Source organism: Brevundimonas sp. AVps23W, from assembly GCF_058681395.1.
The window spans coordinates 1709594-1731918 of sequence record NZ_CM178738.1 but is presented as its reverse complement, the minus strand read 5'-3'; the positions used below and the strand labels follow the sequence as shown (position 1 = coordinate 1731918).

The following is a 22325-nucleotide window of genomic DNA, read 5'->3' as shown; positions in this document are numbered from 1 at the left end:
ATCAACTGGACTTCGACGCGCCCCTCGATCCCGTCACCCTCGGGCTTGTTCCGAGGGCCAACGGTTCAGCACACGGGGTTGATGGGACGACGCACGGCCGCCCCCCTACCCCACCTGTACGCGAGACGGACAGGTGGGCCCTCGGGACGAGCCCGAGGGTGACGGGAATATCTGTGGTCAGACCCGCAGGACGACCGTTTCGACGATGGGACGGCGATCCCAGATCTGCTGGCTGGCCTTCTTCAGCACGCGAGCGACGGCCTGTTCGATGACCATTTCGTCGTCCAGGGCGTCGCCCTTCAGGCTCTTGACCACCTGTTCGACCCGCTCGGCCAGATTATCCAGGGCGTCGCCCAGGGGCGTGGAAGTGTCGCCGGGCAGGCCGACGCTGCGGATGTCGATGTCGCTGGCGATGCGCCCGCGCTTGTCCAGAGCGAAGCTGACGATCAGCACGCCGTTGGTCGAGGCGTGGCGACGTTCCTTCAGGGCCTCGCCCTGTTCGGTCACCAACATGCCGCCGTCGACGTAGAGGCGACCGTTCGGCACCTCGTCGATGATCTTGGCTGGTCCGGGGGCCAGGCGGACCATGTCGCCGTTGCGGGGCGTGACCGTCTCCTTGACGCCGACGTCCTTGGCCAGGTTGGCGTGTTCCAGCAGGAAGCGGCGCACGCCGTGGGTCGGCACCGCGATCTGCGGCCGGGCCCATTCGTACATCTGCTTCAGCTCGTCACGGCACGGGTGGCCCGAGACGTGGATGCCGGGGTGATCCTTCTCGGTGTAGAGGCGCACGCCCCGGTCCGCGAGCCGGTCCTGAAGATTGCCGATGGCCAGTTCGTTGCCGGGGATCTGGCGCGACGAGAAGATGCAGTGGTCGCCCAGGCCCAGTTTGACGACCGGATGGGTGCCGTCGGCGACGCGCGACAGGGCCGCCCTCGCCTCGCCCTGGCTGCCGGTGCACAGGTACAGGATCTGGTCTGCGGGCCAGACGCGGGCCTCTTCGTCCGACAGGAAGGGCTTCACGTCCTGCAACATGCCGACGTGTTTGGCCGCCGCCGTGATCCGGTGCATCGAGCGGCCGGCCAGGGAGACGCGGCGACCGCAGGCCTCGGCGGCGCGAATGACGCTATCCATCCGGGCGACGTTGGAGGCGAAACAGCCGACAGCGACCCGGCCCTTGAGGCTGGCGATCAGTTTGGAGATGGCGACGGCGACATCGCCCTCGGACCCGGCGACGCCCGGCACGAAGACATTGGTCGAATCGCAGACCATGGCCAGCACGCCCTCGTCGCCCAGGGCGCGAATGGCGGGAGCGTCAGTCTTGGTCCCGATCACCGGTTGGTCGTCGATCTTCCAGTCGCCGGTGTGGAACACCAGGCCAAGCGGCGTATCGATGGCCAGGCCGCTGGGCTCGGCGATCGAATGGGTCATGTTGACGAAGGTGACGCCGAACGAACCGATATCAACCGTACCGCCCAGCGGGACCTCGATCAGCTCGACCTCGTCCAGGATGCCGCGCTCACGCAGCTTGTCCCGGATCAGATAGGCGGTGAAGGGGGTCGCATAGACCGGCGCCTTGAGGCGCGGCCACAGCCAGCCCAGGGCGCCGATGTGATCCTCGTGCGCATGGGTCAGGACGATGCCCTTGATGGTCTCGCCTTCCAGGAAGGAGGGATCGGGCACGATCACGTCCACGCCGGGCGTAGACAGGTCGCCGAAGGTGACGCCGACATCGACGATCAGCCATTCACGATTGGCCTCTGGCCCGAAGCCATAGGCGTTGAGGTTCATACCGACCTCGTCCGAGCCGCCCAGCGGCAGGAAAACGAGTTCGTCTTGGGTTTGCTTTTTCATTCAGTCAGTCATTTGGGCGTTACGACGCCAGATTTCCAGGAGGCCGCGAATAGTCAGGTCGGGATCGAAGTGATCGATACTGTCGGTCGCACCTTCGAACAGGCTGGCGACGCCGCCGGTTCCGATGACAGTCATGGGCCGCGCCCATTCGGTCTTGATGCGTGCGACCAGACCTTCGATCAATGAAATATAGCCCCAGAAGACGCCGGACTGCATCGCCTCGACCGTACCCTTGCCGATCACGTGTTCGGGTTTCTGAATGGCGATGCGCGGCAGTTTGGCCGCCGCCTCGTGCAGGGCCTGGAGCGACAGATTGATGCCGGGGGCGATCAGACCGCCCTCGAACGCGCCGTCATCGGCGACGATGTCGAAGGTGGTGGCTGTGCCGCTGTCGATGACGATCAGGTCGCCGGGATAGACCAGCTTGGCCCCGATGGCGTTGACCAGCCGGTCGGCGCCGGCCTCGCTGGGCTTGGCGATGCGGACGTCGATGCCGAGCTTGGCGTTCTCGCCTATCACCAGGGGTTCGATGTTCAGATAGCGGCGCGCCAGATTGCGCAGGTTGAAGATCGACTGGGGCACGACGCTGGAGATGATGCAGCCGGTCAGGGCGGCGAACTCCAGCCCCTTCATGGTCATCAGCTGGTTCAGCCAGACGGCGTATTCGTCGGCGGTGCGGCTGGCCTCGGTGGCGGCGCGCCACTGGGCGATCCAGTCCGAACCGTCGTGAACGGCGAACAGCGTATTGGTGTTGCCCTGTTCGATGGCGAGCAGCATCAGTTCGCCTTGCCGAAGAAGACGTCGCCGGCCGAGATCAGCCGCACGGAGCCATCGGTCAGACGCAGACGCAGCGCCCCGTCGGCCTCGACCCCATCGGCCACGCCTTCCAACGTCTCATTGTCCAGACGGGCGACGCACGGGCCGTTCAGCCCGGTCAGGCGGCTGGTCCAGGCGTCCAGCACCGGTTCGAAGCCCAGCGTCTGCCAACGCCCCCACCAGACGGCGAAGGTCTCGGCCAGAATCTCTGCGGCGGCCTCGATGGGGGGGACATAGGCCAGGTCGGCGCGCAGTCGGGCGGCAATTGAGGTCGCGCCCCGTTCGGTGTCCTCAGGCGCATGGGCCAGGTTCACGCCTATGCCGACCGCCAGCCACAGGTCGCCGTTCGCATGGGCGCCGGACTCGACCAGGATGCCCGAGACCTTGACCCCGTCCAGCAGGACGTCGTTGGGCCACTTGATCGAGACAAGGGCCGGCGAAACGAAGACGTCCAGCAGGTCGGCGACGGCCAGGGCCGCGACGAAGGTGGCCTGGGCCGCCTCTGCCGCCGACTTGGGCGTGGTGACCAGCAGGGTGGCGGCCAGGTTGCCCTGTTCGGTGTCCCACTTGCGACCGCGCCGCCCGCGACCGGCGGTCTGGCGGCGAGCCACGATCCAGCGCGGCCCCGCCTCTCCGGCCTCGGCCAGACGACGGGCCTCGGCGTTGGTCGAGTCGATCTCGTCGAGGATGACCAGGGGCGCGGGCGTCAACGCCCTAACCGTTCCCGAAGCCGGCGCTCGCAACCTTGGTCAGCGGCTCCAGCCAGGTCAGACCGACGATCACCAGCGGGAAGGCAAAGGCGGCGCAGGCCCAGCCGACGAGGCTGGTTTCCGGCGAGGCCTTGTCGGTGGCGATCTCGTCCAGCGGCGGATCGAACCACATCAGCTTGATGATCCGCAGATAGTAGAAGGCGGCGACAACCGAGGCGACCAGACCGGCGGCGGCGACCGGCCACAGACCGGCGTCGGCCGCGGCGCCGAAGACATAATACTTGCCCCAGAAGCCCGAGAACGGCGGCATGCCCAGCACCGACAGCGACAGCACGGTCAGGGCGACGGCCGTAACCGGACGGTCCTTCTTCAGCCCGGCCAGGTCGGCGATGCGACGGATCGGACGGCCCGACTTGGACAGGCTGAGCAGGATGGCGAAGAAGCCCAGTTGGTCGATGACATACAGGGTCATGAACATCAGCATGGCCTGCAGGCCTTCGCTGGTACCGGCGGCGATGCCCAGCAGGGCGTAGCCGATGTTGGCGATGGACGAATAGGCCAGCAGGCGCTGGATGTCCTTCTGCGCCAGACCGCCGAAGGCGCCGACGACGAAGCTGAGCAGGGAGATGGCGACCAGAACCTGCGACCACTGAGCGTGCGCCTCGCTGAAGCCGCCTTCCAGGGCGCGGGCGATCAGGACCATGGCGGCGACCTTGGGCGCCGTGGCGAACAGGGCCACGACCGGCGTCGGCGCGCCCTCATAGACGTCAGGCGTCCACATGTGGAAGGGCGCGGCCGAAACCTTGAACGCCAGACCGCAGATCAGGAAGACCAGGCCGAACACCAGGCCGGGGCCGGGATGGTCGGCGGCGAAGGCGGCGATATCCTCGAACCGCATCGAACCGGCGAAACCGTAGATCAGGCTGGAGCCGTACAGCAGCAGGCCCGACGACAGGGCGCCCAGGACGAAATACTTCAAGCCCGCTTCCGACGCCTTGACGTCGTCGCGGTGGAAGGCGGCCAGGACGTACAGGGCCAGCGAGTGCAGCTCGATGCCGACATACATGGAGATCAGATCGCCCGAGGACGCCATCATCCCCATGCCGACCGAGGCCAGCACGATCAGGACCGGATATTCGAACTTGGCGATGTGCGTACGCTTCATCCAGCCGTCGCCGAGGACGACGGCCACGGCGGCGGACAGATAGATGAGGCTCTTGCCGTAGATGGCCAGCGGATCAGCCACATAGGCGCCGTTGAAGGCGACGCCCCACGGTCCCATGAAGGCGATGACGGCGGCGGCGATCAGCAGCAGGACCGACAGGATGGACACCAGTCGGGCGCTCTTGTCGCCGATGAAGGCGCCGACCATCAGCAGGACCAGGGCGCCGACCGCGAGGGTCAGCTCCGAGGCGGCGAGGTGCAGGGCGGAGGACAGATCAGGCATGCTTGGTCTCACCCACCGATCGCGACGCGATAGGCATTGGTCAGGGCCTCGACGGCGGGCCCGGTGTAATCGAGGACGGCGGCCGGGTGGACGCCCAGCCACAGGGTGCCGAGGATCAGCGGCACGAACAGCAGCAGTTCACGCTTGTCGATGTCGGCGATGGTCAGCAGCTTCGGATTGGTGATCTCGCCGAACATGACCGAGCGATACAGGGTCAGGGCGTAGACAGCCGAGAAGATGACGCCCGAGGCCGCGACCAGAGCCGCCCAGGTCGAGGCCTGGTAGGCGCCCGTCATGGTCAGGACTTCGCCGATGAAGCCCGAGGTGCCCGGCAGGCCGACGTTGGCCATGGTGAACATCAGGAAGATGGCGGCGAACCAGGGCATCCGCGATGTCAGGCCGCCGTAGAAGGCGATCTCACGCGTATGCATCCGGTCGTAGACCACGCCGACGCACAGGAACAGCGCACCCGAGATCAGACCGTGGCTGATCATCTGGAAGACGGCGCCCTGCATGCCCTGGTCGTTGCCCGCGAAGATGCCCAGGGTGACGAAGCCCATGTGAGCGACCGAGGAATAGGCGATCAGCTTCTTGATGTCCGTCTGACGCCAGGCCACCAGCGAGGTGTAGACGATGGCGATCACCGACAGGGTGAAGACCAGCGGGCGGAACATCTCGGACGCGACCGGGAACATGGGCACGTTGAACAGGATGAAGCCGTAGCCACCCAGCTTCAGCAGGATGCCGGCCAGGATGACCGAGCCCGCCGTCGGCGCCTGAACGTGAGCGTCGGGCAGCCAGGTGTGGACCGGCCACATCGGCATTTTCACCGCAAAGGAGGCGAAGAAGGCCAGCCACAACAGGGGCTGAACCGCCGGGTCGAAGGCGTACTGCTTCAGCTCGGGAATGCTGGTGGTGCCGGCGGTGTGCGACATCCACAGCATGGCCAGCAGCATCAGCACCGACCCCAGCAGGGTGTAGAGGAAGAACTTGTAAGCGGCGTAGATCCGGTTGGCGCCGCCCCAGATGCCGATGATCAGGAACATCGGCACCAGGGTGCCTTCGAAGAAGATGTAGAAGAGATACAGGTCCAGCGCCGTGAAGACGCCGATGACCAGGGTCTCGAGCACCAGGAAGGCGATCATATATTCAACGACGCGCGTCGAGATCGATTTCCAGCTGGCCAGGATGCAGATCGGCATCAAGAAGGCCGTCAGCAGGACGAACAGGATCGAGATCCCGTCAACGCCGAGGTGATAGCTGGCCCCGGCGAACCAGGGGACCATCTCGACGAACTGATAGCTGACGTTCGACGGATCGAATCCGGCGACCAGCACGACCGACACCCCCAGCACGACCAGGGTCGTCAGCAGGGCGATCCAGCGTGCGGCCGGGGCGGCGGCGTCCTGGGACTTGGACGCCAGCCGGGCGAGGAAGATCGCCAGGGCGCCGACCAGCGGCAGGAATGTAACGAGGCTCAGGATGTAGGGCACGGGCTCAGGCTCCCCACGCGAGGATGGCGAAGGTGAGCAGACCGGCCACCCCGAGCAGCATCACGAAGGCATAATAATAGAGGAATCCGGACTGGAACTTCGACAGCCAGCCGGCCGATTTCAGCGACGCCCAGGCGGCGCCGTTGGGACCGAAGCCGTCGATGATCTTCACGTCGAAGATCTTCCAGAAGGCGTCGCCGATGGCTTTGAAACCGCGCACGAAGACGAAGTCGTACAGCTCGTCGAAATACCACTTGTTGTAGAGGAAGCGGTAGATCGCGCCGTCCCGCTCGGCCATGCGACGGCCCATGCCCTCGCGAGCGACATAGATCCAGTAGGCGAAGGCCGTTCCGGTCAGGGTCAGGATCAGCGGCGACCACTTCACCCAGGTCGGGACGTCGTGGCTCTCGTGGAGCACATGGTTGTGCTCGCCGGTGAAGATGGCCCCGCGCCAGAACTCGTGCTCGTGGTGGCCGATGAAGTGCGGCGCGAAGACGAAGCCCGCGGCGACGGCGCCGACCGACAGCAGGATCAGCGGAACCAGCATGACCCAGGGGCTTTCGTGCGGGTGCAGCGGGCCGTGGTGTCCATGGTCGTCGTGAGCATGATCGTCATGCGCGTGATCGTCGTGGCCATGATCATCGTGGCCATGAGCGTCATGGGCGTGCGAGGCGTGATCGTCGGCATGATGGGCGTCGCCCTCTTCCTTCCACACCGGCTTGTTGTGGAAGGTCATGAAGATCAGGCGCCAGGAGTAGTAGGCCGTCAGACCGGCCGCGATCAGGCCGATGGAGAAGGCGAACATGCCGACCGCCGAATGGCCCGACGCCGCCGACGCGAAGGCGCTCTCGATGATCGAGTCCTTCGAATAGAAGCCGGCGAAGCCGCCGACGCCGGGGATGCCCAGGCCGGTGATGGCGATGGTGCCGATGGTCATGACGGCATAGGTGATCGGCAGCAGCTTCCACAGGCCGCCCATCTTCCGCATGTCCTGCTCGTGGTGCATCCCGTGGATCACCGAACCGGCGCCCAGGAAAAGCAGGGCCTTAAAGAAGGCGTGGGTGAACAGGTGGAACATGGCCGCCTGATAGGCGCCGACGCCCGCCGCGAAGAACATATAGCCCAGCTGCGAACAGGTCGAATAGGCGATGACCCGCTTGATGTCGTTCTGGGTCAGGCCGACCGTGGCGGCGAACAGGGCCGTGATCGCGCCGATGATGGCGATGATCTGCGAGGCGCCGGGGGCGTACTCATAGATGGGCGACAGCAGGCAGACCATATAGACGCCCGCGGTGACCATGGTGGCGGCGTGGATCAGGGCCGAGACCGGGGTCGGGCCTTCCATCGCGTCCGGCAGCCAGGTGTGCAGGAAGAACTGGGCAGACTTGCCCATGGCGCCGATGAACAGCAGGAAGCCGGCCAGGTCGAGCGCGGACCACTGGACGCCCAGGAACTCCCAGGTCGTGCCGGCCTTGGTCGCGACCAGCGGGAACAGTTCGGCGAACTCGATCGTGCCGTACATCCAGAAGATGGTGATGATGCCCAGCACGAAGCCGAAGTCGCCGACGCGGTTGACGACGAAGGCCTTGATGGCGGCGGCGCTGGCGGTCGGCTTTTTGAACCAGAAGCCGATCAGCAGATACGAGGCCAGCCCCACGCCTTCCCAGCCGAAGAAGATCTGCATGAAGTCGGCGGCCGTCACCAGCGCCAGCATCATGAAGGTGAACAGGGACAGATAGGCGAAGAAGCGCGGCCGGCTGTCGTCCTCGGCCATATAGCCCCAGGAATACAGGTGAACCAGCGACGAGACGCTGGTGACCACGATCAGCATGGTGGCCGACAGGGCGTCGATGCGGATCGACCAGGCTGACTGGAAGTCGCCCACATTGATAAAGGGCGCCAGGCGGATGGTGAAGGGCTCGAGATGGCCCCAGGTCCACTGGCCGAACACCGTCCAGGCGACGGCGCACGAGAAGAACAGCAGACCGGTCGTGATGGTCTGCGACGGGATATTGCCGATGCGGCGGCCGAACAGGCCGGCGACGGTCGCGCCCAGCAGCGGGGCGAAGATCCCGAGAATGATCAGGGTGTGGAGGTTCACGCTCAGCCCTTCATCACGGAGGCGTCGTCGACGGCGATGTCGCCGCGGTTACGGAAGAAGGTCACCAGAATGGCCAGGCCGACCGCGGCCTCGGCTGCGGCGACGGTCAGGACAAACATCGCCATGATCTGCCCGCTGATGTCGTTCAGATAGGTCGAGAAGGCGACGAAGTTGATGTTCACGGCCAGCAGGATCAGCTCGATCGACATCAGGATGATGATGACGTTCTTGCGGTTCACGAAGATGCCGAAGACCCCGATGGTGAACAGGATCGCCGCCACGCTGAGATAATGGATGAGACCGATGTCCATCAGAGAAGCTCCTCGGGCGAGACGCCCTGCCCGGTCGGGACCGACTTGATCTCCATCGCCTGGGCGGCGGAGCGGTTGACCTGGCTTGAAATGTCCTGGCGCTTGATATGCGGCTTGTGGCGCAGGGTCAGGGTGATGGCCCCGATCATGGCGATCAGCAGCACGATGCCGGCGGCCTGGAAGAAGTAGATATAGTCGGTGTAGAGCACCCGGCCGATGGCCTCGACATTGCTCATGTCGGGATCGGGCGCGCCGGGTCCGGCCAGACCGGCGGTCGCCCCGCCCTGGATCACAGCACTGGACACCACGATCATCTCGGCCAGCAGCACGGCCGCGACCACGCCGCCGATCGGCAGATATTTGGCGTAGCCTTCACGCAGCTTCAGGAAGTCGACGTCCAACATCATGACGACGAACAGGAACAGCACCGCCACAGCGCCGACGTAGACGACGACCAGCAGCATGGCCAGGAACTCGGCCCCCAGCAGGACGAACAGACCCGCCGCCGAGAAGAAGGCGAGGATCAACCACAGCACGCTGTGCACCGGATTGCGCGCGGTCACGACCAGAAGGCCGGACACCACGGCGGTCGCCGCCAGCAGATAGAAGGCAATGCCTTGCAGCATGTCGGGACGAAGCCCCTTTCGTATCGGCCGCGACCCCGTTTGGAATCGCTGACCCGTTCAAGCGAGATGCGCCTTAGCGGTAAGGCGCGTCGAGTTCCAGATTCTTGGCGATCTGCCGTTCCCAGCGATCCCCGTTGTCGAGCAGTCGGGCCTTGTCGAACAGCAGCTCCTCGCGCGTTTCGACGGCGAATTCAGAGTTCGGCCCTTCTACGATGGCGTCCACCGGGCAGGCCTCCTGGCACAGGCCGCAGTAGATGCACTTGACCATGTCGATGTCGTAGCGGGTCGTGCGGCGGCTGCCGTCGGCGCGCGGTTCGGCCTCGATGGTGATGGCCTGGGCAGGGCAGATGGCTTCGCACAGCTTGCAAGCGATGCACCGCTCCTCGCCGTTCGCATAGCGACGCAGGGCGTGTTCGCCACGGAAGCGCGGCGACTGCGGGTTCCGCTCGAACGGATAGTTCACGGTCGCCTTGGGGCGGGCCATGTACTTCAGGGTCAGGCCGATGGCGCCGATGGCGTCGAGCATCAGCGCGCCCTTTGCGGCCTGGGCGATACGAGTGAACATCAGAAGCGATCCTCTGGCGCCGGGGCGCCGTTGGTTGAAGTCTGGGCGGGCGCGGCGGCGCCCTGGGTTTTGGCCTCGGTCTTGGCCTGGGTCTCGCGCCATTCCCGCTCGATGCGTTCCTGGCGGCGTTCCCATTGATAACCGGACTCGGGCATGCGCGTGTCTGGAGCGCAGGCCGTCGTCAGGGGCGCGAACGCCAGCAGCACGAGGCTCAGACGGTTCATGCCCCGACTCCCCGCAGCACGTCCTTGCAGTCCATGTCCTTATAGCGCGGATCGTCCCGGTTCATCATACGGCACAGGTTGACCCGTTCGCCGCCACGACGCGCGTCATCCTCGCGCCGCTCCATCGACGCGACCGGATCGGTCGGCGCCGGAGCGGCGATGGGCGCGAAGGTGCAGGCGACGAGGCCCCACGACGCGACCAGGGCCAGGATGACGGAGCGTGGGCTCATCTATGCACCCACCGCGAAGACGCGCCAGGCGGCGGTGATGATAACAGCCACCAGCGAGGCGGGCAGGAAGACCTTCCAGCCCAGGCGCATCAACTGGTCATAGCGATAGCGGGGCACAAAGGCCTTCACCAGGGCGATGGCCAGGAACCAGAAGACCGTCTTGGTGATGAAGGTCAGCAGATAGATGGCGTACTCGAGCCAGGCCGGCAGGCCGTCCAGCGTTTCCTGCGACAGGAAGCCGGGGTTCCAGCCGCCGAAGAACAGGATGCTGATCATCGCCGACATGAAGACGATGTTGACGTACTCGCCCATCATGAACAGCAGATAGGTCGTCGAGCTGTATTCGACCTGATAACCGGCCACGAGTTCGGATTCCGCTTCCGGAAGATCGAACGGCGGGCGGTTGGTTTCCGCCAGGGCCGAGACGAAGAAGACGATCGACATCGGGAACAGGACCACGATCAGGGGCCAGGTGCCCTGCCCGCCGCCGAAGGCATACCAGTTCCAGAAATAGCCGCTCTGGCCCTCGACGATCTGCGACAGGTTCATCGTGCCGGCCAGGAGGATCACATTGATGATGATCAGGCCCAGCGAGACTTCATAGGACACCATCTGCGCCGCCGAACGCAGCGAGCCCAGGAACGGATACTTCGAGTTCGAAGCCCAGCCGCCCATGATGATGCCGTACACGCCCAGCGACGAAACGGCGAAGATGTACAGGATGCCGACGTTCAGATCCGACACCACCCAGCCCGGCGCAAACGGGATCACCGCCCAGGCCATGAAGGCCAGGATGACGGTGATGATCGGCGCCATGATGAAGACCGCCTTGTCCGCGCCGGAGGGGATGACCACCTCTTTCAGCACGAACTTCAGCATGTCGGCGAAGGACTGCAGCAGGCCGAAGGGGCCGACCACGTTCGGTCCCTTGCGCATCTGCACCGAGGCCCAGACCTTGCGGTCGGCCAGCAGCAGGAAGGCCACGGCGAGCAGGACGCAGACCGTGATCAGCAGGACCTGCCCCAGGGTGATCAGCGTCCAGCCGCCCGGCGTGGCCCAGAAGGAAGTAGCAGCGTCCATGACTTACTCCGCCGCCATCGCGACCGGGGCGATCCGCAGGGCGGACAGCTCGGCCATGGTCGCGCTGGCGCGCGCGATCGGGTTGGAAAGATAGGGGTCCGTGATCGCCGAGGCGAAGACCCGGTCGCCCAGGTCGCCCTTGACGCCCAGCTTGGACGGATCGAAGGCGGCCGGCGCAGGCAGATAGTCGATCCGGCCGAAGGTCGGATGATCGGCCATCAGCTTGGCGCGCAGCTGGTCCAGGGTGTCGTACGGCAGGGTCTGGTCGACGCGGGCGGACAGGGCGCGGATGATGGCCCAGTCTTCCTTGGCCTCGCCCTTGGGGAAGACGACGCGTTCGGCCATCTGCACCCGGCCCTCGGTGTTGACGTACAGGCCCGACTTCTCGGTATAGGCCGCGCCCGGCAGGATGACGTCAGCGCCGTGGGCGCCACGGTCGCCGTGGCTGCCCAGATAGACGCGGAAGGCGTTCGATCCGACCGGATCGACCTCGTCGGCGCCCAGCAGGAACAGCACGTCCAGCGCGCCCGGCTTCAGCATGTCCGCTGCCGTCAGGCCGCCCTCGGTCGGCACGAAGCCCATGTCCAGGCCGGCGACGCGCGCGGCGGCGTGGTGCAGGACGTTGAAGCCGTTCCAGCCTTCGCCGATGACGCCGACCTTCTTAGCCAGGGCGCCCAGGGCGTTCAGGACGGCCGCGCCGCCCTCCCCGCCCAGCGCGCCGGAACCGACGATGATCGCCGGACGCTCGGCCTTGGTCAGGAAGTCCATCGCGGACTTCGGCAGCTTGGCCAGGGTCTTCGACCCGGCGCCCAGATAGGCATAGTCGAAGGTCAGGTCGGCCTGTTCGCCGATGACGCCGATCTCGACGCCGCCCTTGATCCAGCTCTTGCGCAGGCGGGCGTTCAGCAGCGGCGCCTCGATGCGCGGGTTGACGCCCACGATCAGGATGGCGTCCGCCTTTTCAATGCCTTCCAGGCCGGTGTTGAACAGCCAGCCCTCACGCGGGCCATAGCCCAGGGCGGCGCCGTCCTGGCGGCAGTCGGTGTTCTTGGAGCCCAGGGCGCGGAACAGGTCCAGCGTCGCCTTCATCGACTCGGCGTCCTGCAGGTCGCCGGCGATCACGCCGATGCGGTCGGCCGAGGCGGCCTTCAGCTTGGCGGCGACGGCGTCCAGGGCCTCGTTCCACGAGGCGGCGCGCAGCTTGCCGTTCTCGCGGATCCACGGGCGGTCGAGGCGACGCGCGGTCAGGCCGTCAACGACATAGCGGCTCTTGTCCGACAGCCACTCCTCGTTGATGCCTTCGTTGACGCGCGGCAGAACCCGCATCACCTCGGAGCCGCGGAAGTCGGCGCGGATGTTCGAGCCCAGGGCGTCCATGACATCCACGGTCTCGGTCTTCTTCAGTTCCCACGGACGATAGTGGTACTGCCACGGGCGGTGCGTCAGGGCGCCGACGGGGCACAGGTCATTGACGTTGCCCGACAGTTCCGAGGCGACCGACTTCTCGAGATAAGTCGTGATCTCGGCGTCCTCGCCGCGCGAGATCATGCCGATGTCCGGCACGCCGGCGACTTCGGTGATGAAGCGGACGCAACGGGTGCACTGGATGCACCGCGTCATGAAGGTCTTGATCGTCGGACCCATGTTCTTTTCTTCGACCGCGCGCTTGTTCTCGGCATAGCGAGACCCATCGCGGCCGTAGGCCATGGACTGGTCCTGAAGGTCGCACTCGCCGCCCTGATCGCAGATCGGGCAATCCAGCGGGTGGTTGATGAGCAGGAACTCCATCACGCCTTCGCGGGCCTTCTTGACCATCGGGGTGTCGGTGAAGATTTCCTGGCCGTCGGCGGCCGGCAGGGCGCACGAAGCCTGGGGCTTCGGCGGCCCAGGCTTCACCTCGACCAGGCACATGCGGCAGTTGCCGGCGATGGACAGGCGTTCGTGGTAGCAGAAGCGCGGGATTTCCTGCCCCGCGCGCTCGGCGACCTGGAGCACGGTCATCCCGGGCTCGAACTCAACTTCGACGCCGTTGACCTTGGCGACTGGCATCAGCGGGCCTCTTCTTCAGCGGGAACGGCCAATTCGGCCTGTTCCGTCGTCCCATCCGGGAGGGTCTGGGTGATGGTGATCGCCTGACCGTCCATGACGTAGCGGATCACGGGATCGTCCGACTGGTTCATCCAGCGAACGAGGGTGGGATCGGGCAGATCGAGCGGCTTCCACACGATCAGGTCTTTCTCGACACGGCAGTCGGCGCGCATCCGGCCGCCATCGACCGGCGCGCGCCACGAGGCGTGAACCACACCGCCATCGACGCCGTCGATGTCGATGACCATCGGCGGCTGGCCGTGGATCGCCGCCAGACCGGCACGGCAGACGCGGCGCAGGTCGGCGGGGGTCAGAACCTCAGGCGCCGTCTGCACGGCGTCGGAGGGCTTGGCCGCAGCCGCAACCTTTTCCGCAGGCGTGGGCGCAGCTTCACGCTCGCCGCAAGCGGCGAGTGCGAAAGCTCCGATCACGATGGCGGACCAGCGGCGCATCATTACTCCGCGGCGATCGCGTGGCCGGCGAAGTTCGCGCGGCGGCTGCGGTAGTTGGCGATACGCTCTTCGATCTCGTGACGGAAGTGACGGATCAGGCCCTGAACCGGCCAGGCGGCCGCGTCGCCCAGGGCGCAGATGGTGTGGCCCTCGACCTGGCCGGCGACGTCCAGCAGCAGATCGATCTCCGACGGATCGGCCTCGCCCACGGCCATACGCTCCAGCACGCGCCACATCCAGCCGGTGCCCTCGCGGCACGGCGTGCACTGGCCGCAGCTCTCGTGCTTGAAGAAATAGCTGATGCGGGCGATCGCCTTCACGATGTCGGTGGACTCGTCCATCACGGTCACGCCGGCGGTTCCCAACGACGAGCGAACTTCGCGCATGGAATCGAAGTCCATCAGCACGGTTTCCGCCTGCTCGCGCGTAATGACCGGGCAGGACGCGCCGCCGGGGATGATGGCTTTCAGATTGCCCCAGCCGCCGCGAACGCCGCCGCCGTGTTCTTCGATCAGCTGGCGCAGCGGGATCGACATGGTCTCTTCGACGACGCAGGGCGTCATCACGTGACCCGACAGCGACATCAGCTTGGTGCCGGTGTTGTTCGGACGGCCGAAGCTGGCGAACCAGTCCGCGCCGCGACGCAGGATGGTGCCGACGACGGCGATCGACTCGACGTTGTTCACCGTGGTCGGGCAGCCGTACAGACCCGCGCCGGCCGGGAACGGCGGCTTCAGACGGGGCTGACCCTTCTTGCCTTCCAGGGATTCCAGCAAGGCGGTCTCTTCACCGCAGATATAGGCGCCGCCGCCGTGGTGGATATAGACGTCGAAGTCCCAGCCGTGAACATTGTCCTTGCCGATCAGACGGGCCTCATACGCCTGCTTGACCGCCGCTTCCATCCGCTCGCGCTCAAGGACGTACTCGCCGCGCAGATAGATGTAGCAGGCGTGGGCCTGCATGGCGAAGGAGGCGATCAGGCAGCCTTCGATCAGCAGATGCGGATCGTGGCGCATGATCTCCCGGTCCTTGCAGGTCGCGGGTTCGGATTCGTCGGCGTTGACGACCAGGTAGTGAGGACGATCCTTCACTTCCTTGGGCATGAAGGACCACTTCAGCCCGGTCGAGAAACCGGCGCCGCCACGGCCGCGCAGGCCGGACGCCTTGACGTTGTTGATGATCCAGTCGCGGCCAAGGTCCAGCATGTCCTTGGTGGCGTTCCAGGCGCCGCGCGTCTTCGCCCCGTCCAGCGTCCAGTCGTGGAAGCCGTACAGGTTGGTGAAGATCCGGTCCTTGTCTTCGAGAATGCCGACCATCAGGCTGCTCCTCCGTCTACGCCGACGGGGGGGACCGAGAGCGGACTGGCGTTCGAGGCCGAGATCGCGCTGGCCGGGAGGCGGCTGACGCGGTTCAGGGCTGGGGTTGTTACGCGGTTCGGAAGCATCAGCAGGACCGGGTGAAGGCGTAGAAGGAGCGGTCGCGGGGGCGACCGAAGGGGATGTTGGCGGGGTTTGCGCCGATACGGGTCCGGCGCTCAGCGACAGACTGGCCGCGCCGGCCAGATTGACCAGCAATCTGCCCGTCCTGGCGGGGCTCCACCCGCCTTGGCCGCGCTTGGGCGCGCGGCGCCCTGCCCGCTTCTGATCCATCGACATGGCGCCCCCCGGCACGCTGCATCGAGTTCATGGAACCATAATAGATCGACGCCGTCATGACGTTGCGCCTTCCAGCTCGCGCATCCGGCGTTTGTGGTGCCGATTGCGGATATAGATGGCGCCGATGACGCAGGCCCAGCCGAGGCCGAGCATGACGTAGGACAGGGTGAAGGCCCAGTCGCCGAGGCCCGCTGTCCCCTGTCGGGTCAGCAGGATCAGCATGGCCGCGCCGACCACGAGCGCGAGCCCGCCCGCGCGCAGGGGGCGCGCGACCTGGCGCAGCTCCTTGCGGTACGCGGCGCGGCCTTCGTCGCTGTCGAGGTCGGGTGCAGACATCAGGCCGGAGCCTTCTCGACCGGCGCCGGATCGCTGTTGGGCAGCTTCTTGATCGGCTTGGCGGCCGAGCCGTCATACAGTTTCGGATCCAGCAGGGTCTTGGCCCCGCCGGTCGGCGCTGCGTTGTGACGACCGATGTAGGAGCCAGGCTTGGGCGTCTTGCCGGCGGCGAAGTCGTCGATGATCTGGCCGATCGTCTCGGGCGTCAGGTCTTCGAAATAATGGTCGTTGATCTGGGCCATGGGCGCGTTGGAGCAGGCGCCCAGGCATTCGACTTCCTGCCAGGTGAAGCGGCCGTCGGCGGACAGATGATCCTTGGGACCGATCTTCTCCTTGCAGACCTTCATCAGCTCATTGGCGCCGCGCAGCATGCACGGGGTGGTGCCGCACACCTGGATCAGGGCGGTGTTGCCGACCGGCTCCAGCATGAACATGGTGTAGAAGGTCGCGACCTCCATAACCCGAATGAAGGGCATCCTAAGCAGTTCGGCGACCGCGCGGATGGCGGGTTCGGAGACCCAGCCTTCCTGCTTCTGTACCAGCCACAGGACCGGGATCACCGCCGACTGGCGGCGGGTCTCGGGGTATTTCTTGATCCACCATTCGGCCTTGGCCTTGGTGTCCTTCGAAAAGGCGAAGGAGGCCGGCTGTTCCTTGGCGAGACGACGAACGGACATCCGCTAGGCCTTCACAAAGTCGACGCGGGCGATCTTGTCGCCGGCGAACGAATAAATGGCGGCGACCTCAAAGGGCGTCGCCTCGGGCGAGCGGAAAACCCGCTCGTGATCGATTACGGTGTCGCCCACGACAATGCGCGACAACAGCTCGGCGCGGTTCTCGGGGAACTGGGCGAACAGACCTTCATGGCGCAGTCGGTAGGCGTCCAGACCGGTCAGATTGGGCGCGGCGTTCAGATCCGAAATGGTGATCTCATCGTCGAAGAAGGTGACGAAGGTCTCCAGATCCTGCGCGTTATAGGCGTCCAACTGGCCCTGAACCACGGCTTGGCGGCTCATCGGTCCACCTCGCCGAACACGATGTCGAGCGAGCCCAGGATGGCGGAGACGTCGGCCAGTTGGTGGCCGCGGTTCATCCAGTCCATCGCCTGAAGGTGACGGAATCCCGGCGCCGAGATCTTGACCCGATAGGGTTTGTTGGTGCCGTCCGAGACCAGATAGATGCCGAACTCGCCCTTGGGCGCCTCGACCGAGGCGTAGACCTCGCCCTCGGGCGTCTTGAAGCCCTCGGTGTACAGCTTGAAGTGATGGATCAGGGATTCCATCGACCGCTTCATCTCGCCACGACGCGGCGGAACGATCTTGTTGTCCTCGATCATCACCGGCTCGCCGGGGCAGTTGCGCAGCTTGTGGATGCACTGCTCCATGATCCGCACCGACTGCTTCATCTCTTCGATGCGGCAGAGGTAGCGATCCCAGCAGTCGCCGCTCTTGCCGACCGGAATATCGAACTCCAGCTCGGCGTAGCATTCATAGGGCTGCGACTTACGCAGATCCCAGGCGATGTCCGAGCCGCGCAGCATGACGCCGGTGAAGCCCCAGGCCAGGGCCTGTTCCTTGGACACCACGCCGATGTCGACGTTGCGCTGCTTGAAGATGCGGTTCTCGGTGACCAGGCTCTCGATATCGGCCAGGGCCTGCGGGAACTCCAGGCACCAGCGGCCGATGTCGTCGATCAGGTCCATCGGCAGGTCCTGGTGGACGCCGCCGGGGCGGAAATAGTTGGCGTGCAGACGCGCGCCGCAGGCCCGCTCGTAGAAGACCATCAGCTTCTCGCGCTCTTCGTGGCCCCATAGCGGGGGCGTCAGGGCGCCGACGTCCATGGCCTGCATGGTCGAGTTCAGCAGGTGGTTTCCGATCCGGCCGATCTCCGAATAGAGCACGCGGATCAGCTGGGCCCGGTACGGGACCTCGATGCCGAGCAGCTTCTCGATGGCCAGGCAGAAGGCGTGTTCCTGGTTCATCGGCGCGACATAGTCGAGCCGGTCCAGATAGGGCACGTTCTGCAGATAGGTGCGGGCCTCCATCAGCTTTTCGGTGCCGCGGTGCAGCAGGCCGATGTGCGGATCGACGCGTTCGACGATCTCGCCGTCCAGCTCCAGCACCAGACGCAGCACGCCGTGCGCGGCCGGGTGTTGGGGGCCGAAGTTGATCGTGAATTTCCGGTCGTCCATCGCCTTGGCGTGGTCGGTCCGGTGATCCATCGGCATGTCCTCGAAGGGATCGCCGCCGCCGCTGTTCGCGGGCGCGGGAACGCGAGCTCCGTCAGCCATCAGCCCTTCACTCCTGCCTTTTCGTCGCCGGGCAGTGCAGGCGCCGGATAATCGGCGCCCTCCCACGGCGACAGGAAGTCGAACGTCCGGAATTCCTGGGTCAGTTTGACGGGTTCATAGACGACCCGCTTCTGTTCCTCGTCGTAACGGACCTCGACATAGCCCGACATCGGGAAATCCTTGCGCAGCGGATGCCCCTCGAACCCATAGTCGGTCAGCAGGCGGCGCATGTCGGGGTGGCCCGAGAAGGTCACGCCATACATGTCGTAGGCTTCCCGCTCGAACCAGCCGGCGGACGGATAGACATGGCAGACGGTGGGGACGGGCTGGACCTCATCGGTCACGACCTTGACGCGAACGCGCGCGTTCCGGGTCAGCGACAGCAGATGATAGACAACCTCGAACCGCTCTTCGCGGTCCGGATAGTCCGCGCCGCAGACGTCCAGCAGCTGCTGGAAGCCGAAACGGTCACGCAGGCCGGTCATGACCTCGACGATCCGCTCGCGCGGCGCCACCAGGGTCAGCTCGCCGAACGCCACCTGAGCCTCGACGCCCAGCGCGCCCACCAGCTCGGCGCCCATCGGCGTCAATGCGGCCTCAAACTGGGCCTGAACAGCCAGCGAGCTCATCGTTCGATGGTCCCCGTGCGGCGAATCTTCTTCTGCAGTTGCAGCAGCCCATAGAGCAGCGCCTCCGCCGTCGGCGGGCAGCCAGGCACGTACACGTCCACCGGCACCACGCGATCGCAGCCGCGAACGACGCTGTAGCTGTAGTGGTAGTAGCCGCCGCCGTTGGCGCAGCTGCCCATGGACACGACATAGCGCGGGTCGGGCATCTGGTCGTAGACCTTGCGAAGTGCCGGGGCCATCTTGTTCGTCAAGGTGCCCGCGACGATCATCACGTCAGAGTGGCGCGGGCTGCCGCGCGGGGCCATGCCGAAGCGTTCGACGTCGAAGCGCGGCATCGACATCTGGATCATTTCGACGGCGCAGCAGGCGAGGCCGAAGGTCATCCACATCAGCGAACCGGTGCGCGCCCAAGTGATGATATCGTCCAGCGAGGCCGTCATGAAGCCGCGCTCGCCCAGCTCCGTATTGACCACCTCGAAGAATTTGTCGTGGATCTTGGGATCATAGCCCTCGACCATCGACCGGGCGGCCGAGTTGGCCGGAACCAGTGCGCCAGGGAGCGGCGATGAAGGTGCGACTATTCCCATTCCAGGGCTCCCTTCTTCCATTCGTAGATGAAGCCGATGGTCAGGACGCCGAGGAAGACCATCATCGACCAGAAGGCGAAGATCATCCCGGCGTGCGACAGGTCGAACATCGACACCGCCCACGGGAACAGGAAGGCCACTTCCAAGTCGAAGATGATGAAGAGAATCGACACCAGATAGAAGCGGACGTCGAACTTCATGCGCGCATCGTCGAAGGCGTTGAAGCCGCATTCATAGGCGGACAGCTTCTCTGAATCCGGATTTTTGGGCGCCAGCAGCATCGGCAGGGCGATGAAGAGCACGCCGATGAAGGCGGCTATGCCGGCGAAGATCAGGACCGGCAGATATTCGAGCAGAAATGCGTTCATTCAAAGAACCTCGGCCGCCGGGGAGAGGCGGGATTCGGCGCTTCTTAGACCCAACGTTCGCGCGGTTCAAACCCCTGCTGTGATTGGTTTTTTGTTGAGAATGGATCGCAAGTCGCGAGGCCATATGTCGCACCGGCGTCGCTTGCCGATTCAGGCCGGTCCGGCCCCTATTGTGACGTTGAAATCGTAACCGAAAGTCATCTGGATGAGCGCTGGCAGCCGTGTTCTGAACGCCGTCGAAAGGGTGGGAAATCGCCTGCCCGATCCCGTCTTTCTCTTTCTGTGGCTGATCGGCGCGCTGATCGTGCTCAGTCTGATCGGCGCCGGTCTGGGATGGTCCGCCGTCAATCCGGTCACGGGGGACCAGTTGGTCGCGCAGAGCCTGCTGTCGCCGGAAAACCTGGAGCGGCTGATCATCGGCATGCCCCGCACCCTGGCGGATTTCCCGCCGCTGGGAATCGTCATCACGATTATCTACGGCGCGTCAGTGGCGGAAAGGACCGGCCTGTTCGCCACAGCGATTCGCGGCGCCCTGCTGAATGCGCCGCGCGCCATACTGACGCCGGTCGTGGTGATCACCGGCATGGTCTCCCATCATGCCTCGGACGCCTCCTATGTGGTGGTGATCCCCCTGGCGGCGGTGATCTTCGCGGCCGCAGGGCGTCATCCCCTGGCCGGGCTGGCCGCGGGTTTCGCAGCCGTATCGGGCGGTTACGCTGGCAATCTGTTCCCCGGCGCGAGCGACGCCCTGATCCTGGGCATCACCGAGCCGGCGGCCCATCTGATCGATCCCTCCTATTCGGTGAACATAGCGGGCAACTGGTTCTTCATCGTCGGCGTCGTGGTCGTCTTCACGCCCATCGTCTGGTTCCTGACGGATCGGGTCATCGAGCCCAGGCTGGGTCGCTGGACGCCGTCCGAGGGCATCGCTGCACCCGCCACGTCGGAAAAACAGCCCCTGACCGCCGCAGAGAAGCGGGGCCTGTCATGGGCGGGCCTGGCCCTTGTCGGCATGATCGCTCTTTGGACCTTGATCACCCTCCTGCCCGGCTCGCCTTTCGTGGATCCTGAGGCGGTGGCGGAACAGAGGTTCAACCCGCTGTACCGCTCGCTGGTCGCCTTCTTCGCCGTGACCTTTTTCGTGCTGGGCGGGGCCTATGGAGCCGGGGCCGGCTCGATCCAGTCCCACCGCGACCTGGTGAAGATGATGCGCGACGGCATCGCTCAGCTGGCGCCCTATATCGTCCTGGCCTTCTTCGCCGCCCATTTTGTCGCCATGTTCAACTGGTCGGGCCTAGGGCCGATCCTGGCGGTCAACGCCGCCGCGGAGCTGAAGAGCCTGGCCCTCCCCGCCCCCCTGCTGCTGATCTGCGTCGTGCTGGTCTCGTGCGTCTTCGACCTGTTCATCGGCTCGGCCTCGGCCAAATGGTCCGCCCTGGCGCCTGTGGTCGTGCCGATGTTCATGCTGCTGGGGATCTCGCCCGAGATGACGACCGCCGCCTATCGGATGGGTGATTCGGTCACCAATATCGCCACGCCGCTGATGAGCTATTTCCCGCTGATCCTGACCTTCGCCCAGCGCTGGGATCCGCGTTTCGGCCTGGGGTCGTTGATGGCGACCATGCTGCCCTATGCGGGCGCCTTCCTGATCGCGGGCCTGGCCATGGTGGCGGCCTGGGTGGCGTTCGACCTGCCCGTGGGTCCGGGCGTAGGCGTCCACTATGAACCGCCGGCCCCCGCCGTCGCTGCACAGGAACCCGCAACAGGGGGATTAGCGGGGCCGCACAGCCCGCCGCAGGCCGCCGCAGTCGCCCCTGCTACTGCGCCAACACCTTAGAGGACGCAGCCATTGTCGCAGACGTGGTCGAGGCCGTCAGAAGCTCACGCACGACGCTCGTGATGAACGGCTCCATGGCGTCCGACTGAAGGGCGGAAATCGCGTGGCTGTCGCGGATCACTTCGATCCCTGCCGCCAAAGCGAGCAAGAGCCTTGCTCGCTCCTTGGCTCCATCCCCTCCCAGCGCATGCGCCAGCGGCGGGATAAGACGGCGTTCGAAAATATCGCAGATCAAGGCCGTCGCCGTCGGATCCGCAGCGGATCGAACCGCAACCAGGACCAGGTCGTCGATGCGATCCGGCGCGGCCAACAAGCGCTCTGCGGTCACATCACCGTCGGCGCCGCCTATCGCTTGATCGAAAATCTGGTTGAAGAGGTCCGTCTTGGACTCGAAATGCCGGTACACCAGGGCATGATCGATCCCCGCTTCTACCGCGATCTCGCGTAGACTTGCGCCGAACCCGCGCTGGATGAAGAGTTTGCGCCCAGCACAGAGGATGGCGTCTCGCGTGACCTGCTGACCGGGGCGGCGTCGAACAGTTCGGCCATTCTTTGTCGTCGCGGACGAACCCGCTTCCGAGGAGCCGGGGACGCGCGGACGTGTCATGATGAGATCATGGCACGGGCGA

The 22325-nt window shown here is 65.4% G+C and carries 24 protein-coding genes; 1 reads left to right on the top strand and 23 read right to left on the bottom strand.

All coding sequences use genetic code 11. The features are described from left to right. Positions 1-177: 177 nt before the first annotated feature. From ACW177_RS08480 to ACW177_RS08375, 22 genes are all read right to left on the bottom strand, one after another. On the bottom strand, positions 178-1851 hold the full coding sequence (locus tag ACW177_RS08480; RefSeq protein WP_492025290.1) for a ribonuclease J: 1674 nt from the start codon (positions 1849-1851) through the stop codon (positions 178-180). Next, positions 1852-2631, bottom strand: a complete 780-nt coding sequence (locus tag ACW177_RS08475) for a type III pantothenate kinase (RefSeq protein ID WP_492028101.1) — start codon at positions 2629-2631, stop codon at positions 1852-1854. It lies immediately after the preceding gene. Beyond that, positions 2628-3377 carry a biotin--[acetyl-CoA-carboxylase] ligase gene (locus ACW177_RS08470; protein WP_492025289.1) on the bottom strand — a complete coding sequence of 250 codons (750 nt, stop codon included), beginning with the start codon at positions 3375-3377 and terminating at the stop codon, positions 2628-2630. Before ACW177_RS08470 ends, ACW177_RS08475 begins: the two co-directional genes overlap by 4 nt. 4 nt (positions 3378-3381) lie before the next feature. Further along, a complete protein-coding gene (gene nuoN, locus ACW177_RS08465) occupies positions 3382-4824 on the bottom strand; it encodes an NADH-quinone oxidoreductase subunit NuoN (protein WP_492025288.1) in 1443 nt (480 codons plus the stop codon). An 8-nt stretch (positions 4825-4832) separates the two neighbouring features. Then, the gene (locus tag ACW177_RS08460) at positions 4833-6317 is read right to left on the bottom strand and encodes an NADH-quinone oxidoreductase subunit M (RefSeq protein WP_492025287.1); all 1485 of its coding nucleotides are present in this window, start codon (positions 6315-6317) and stop codon (positions 4833-4835) included. A gap of 4 nt (positions 6318-6321) precedes the next feature. Beyond that, positions 6322-8418: an NADH-quinone oxidoreductase subunit L gene (nuoL, locus tag ACW177_RS08455; RefSeq protein ID WP_492025286.1), complete on the bottom strand. Its 2097-nt coding sequence runs from the start codon at positions 8416-8418 to the stop codon at positions 6322-6324. A gap of 2 nt (positions 8419-8420) precedes the next feature. After that, positions 8421-8729, bottom strand: coding sequence for an NADH-quinone oxidoreductase subunit NuoK (gene nuoK / locus ACW177_RS08450; protein ID WP_008264046.1), 309 nt, complete (start codon positions 8727-8729; stop codon positions 8421-8423). After that, on the bottom strand, positions 8729-9355 hold the full coding sequence (locus tag ACW177_RS08445; protein WP_492025285.1) for an NADH-quinone oxidoreductase subunit J: 627 nt from the start codon (positions 9353-9355) through the stop codon (positions 8729-8731). The genes nuoK and ACW177_RS08445 overlap by 1 nt, the downstream gene beginning before the upstream one ends. A 73-nt stretch (positions 9356-9428) precedes the next feature. Beyond that, on the bottom strand, positions 9429-9920 hold the full coding sequence (gene nuoI / locus ACW177_RS08440) for an NADH-quinone oxidoreductase subunit NuoI (RefSeq protein ID WP_492025284.1): 492 nt from the start codon (positions 9918-9920) through the stop codon (positions 9429-9431). Beyond that, the gene (locus tag ACW177_RS08435; RefSeq protein ID WP_492025283.1) at positions 9920-10144 is read right to left on the bottom strand and encodes a hypothetical protein; all 225 of its coding nucleotides are present in this window, start codon (positions 10142-10144) and stop codon (positions 9920-9922) included. Before ACW177_RS08435 ends, nuoI begins: the two co-directional genes overlap by 1 nt. Next, entirely contained in the window at positions 10141-10374 is a 234-nt protein-coding gene (locus ACW177_RS08430) for a hypothetical protein (protein ID WP_492025282.1), read from the bottom strand. Before ACW177_RS08430 ends, ACW177_RS08435 begins: the two co-directional genes overlap by 4 nt. Continuing rightward, positions 10375-11454, bottom strand: a complete 1080-nt coding sequence (gene nuoH / locus ACW177_RS08425; RefSeq protein WP_492025281.1) for an NADH-quinone oxidoreductase subunit NuoH — start codon at positions 11452-11454, stop codon at positions 10375-10377. 3 nt (positions 11455-11457) lie between these two features. Continuing rightward, a complete protein-coding gene (gene nuoG / locus ACW177_RS08420; protein ID WP_492025280.1) occupies positions 11458-13503 on the bottom strand; it encodes an NADH-quinone oxidoreductase subunit NuoG in 2046 nt (681 codons plus the stop codon). Beyond that, on the bottom strand, positions 13503-13994 hold the full coding sequence (locus ACW177_RS08415; RefSeq protein WP_492025279.1) for a hypothetical protein: 492 nt from the start codon (positions 13992-13994) through the stop codon (positions 13503-13505). The genes nuoG and ACW177_RS08415 overlap by 1 nt, the downstream gene beginning before the upstream one ends. Positions 13995-13996: 2 nt before the next feature. Then, complete coding sequence (gene nuoF, locus ACW177_RS08410; protein ID WP_492025278.1) at positions 13997-15310, bottom strand: NADH-quinone oxidoreductase subunit NuoF; 1314 nt, start codon at positions 15308-15310, stop codon at positions 13997-13999. A gap of 393 nt (positions 15311-15703) precedes the next feature. Then, positions 15704-15985, bottom strand: coding sequence for a hypothetical protein (locus tag ACW177_RS08405; protein ID WP_492025277.1), 282 nt, complete (start codon positions 15983-15985; stop codon positions 15704-15706). Further along, entirely contained in the window at positions 15985-16662 is a 678-nt protein-coding gene (gene nuoE / locus ACW177_RS08400) for an NADH-quinone oxidoreductase subunit NuoE (protein ID WP_492025276.1), read from the bottom strand. Before nuoE ends, ACW177_RS08405 begins: the two co-directional genes overlap by 1 nt. Positions 16663-16665: 3 nt before the next feature. Continuing rightward, entirely contained in the window at positions 16666-17001 is a 336-nt protein-coding gene (locus ACW177_RS08395) for a nuclear transport factor 2 family protein (protein WP_492025275.1), read from the bottom strand. Further along, positions 16998-18212, bottom strand: a complete 1215-nt coding sequence (locus ACW177_RS08390) for an NADH-quinone oxidoreductase subunit D (protein WP_492028100.1) — start codon at positions 18210-18212, stop codon at positions 16998-17000. The genes ACW177_RS08395 and ACW177_RS08390 overlap by 4 nt, the downstream gene beginning before the upstream one ends. A gap of 62 nt (positions 18213-18274) precedes the next feature. After that, a complete protein-coding gene (locus tag ACW177_RS08385) occupies positions 18275-18904 on the bottom strand; it encodes an NADH-quinone oxidoreductase subunit C (RefSeq protein ID WP_492025274.1) in 630 nt (209 codons plus the stop codon). Continuing rightward, positions 18901-19512, bottom strand: a complete 612-nt coding sequence (locus ACW177_RS08380) for a NuoB/complex I 20 kDa subunit family protein (RefSeq protein ID WP_492025273.1) — start codon at positions 19510-19512, stop codon at positions 18901-18903. Before ACW177_RS08380 ends, ACW177_RS08385 begins: the two co-directional genes overlap by 4 nt. Continuing rightward, entirely contained in the window at positions 19482-19859 is a 378-nt protein-coding gene (locus tag ACW177_RS08375; RefSeq protein ID WP_492025272.1) for an NADH-quinone oxidoreductase subunit A, read from the bottom strand. Before ACW177_RS08375 ends, ACW177_RS08380 begins: the two co-directional genes overlap by 31 nt. Positions 19860-20064: 205 nt before the next feature. Here ACW177_RS08375 and ACW177_RS08370 point away from each other — a divergent pair, with 205 nt between their 5' ends. Beyond that, the gene (locus tag ACW177_RS08370; protein WP_492025271.1) at positions 20065-21696 is read left to right on the top strand and encodes an AbgT family transporter; all 1632 of its coding nucleotides are present in this window, start codon (positions 20065-20067) and stop codon (positions 21694-21696) included. On the opposite strand, the gene ACW177_RS08365 is transcribed toward ACW177_RS08370, so the two are convergent. Continuing rightward, positions 21677-22303 carry a TetR/AcrR family transcriptional regulator gene (locus tag ACW177_RS08365; RefSeq protein WP_492025270.1) on the bottom strand — a complete coding sequence of 209 codons (627 nt, stop codon included), beginning with the start codon at positions 22301-22303 and terminating at the stop codon, positions 21677-21679. The two genes, ACW177_RS08370 and ACW177_RS08365, sit on opposite strands and share 20 nt — an antisense overlap. Positions 22304-22325 lie beyond the last annotated feature (22 nt).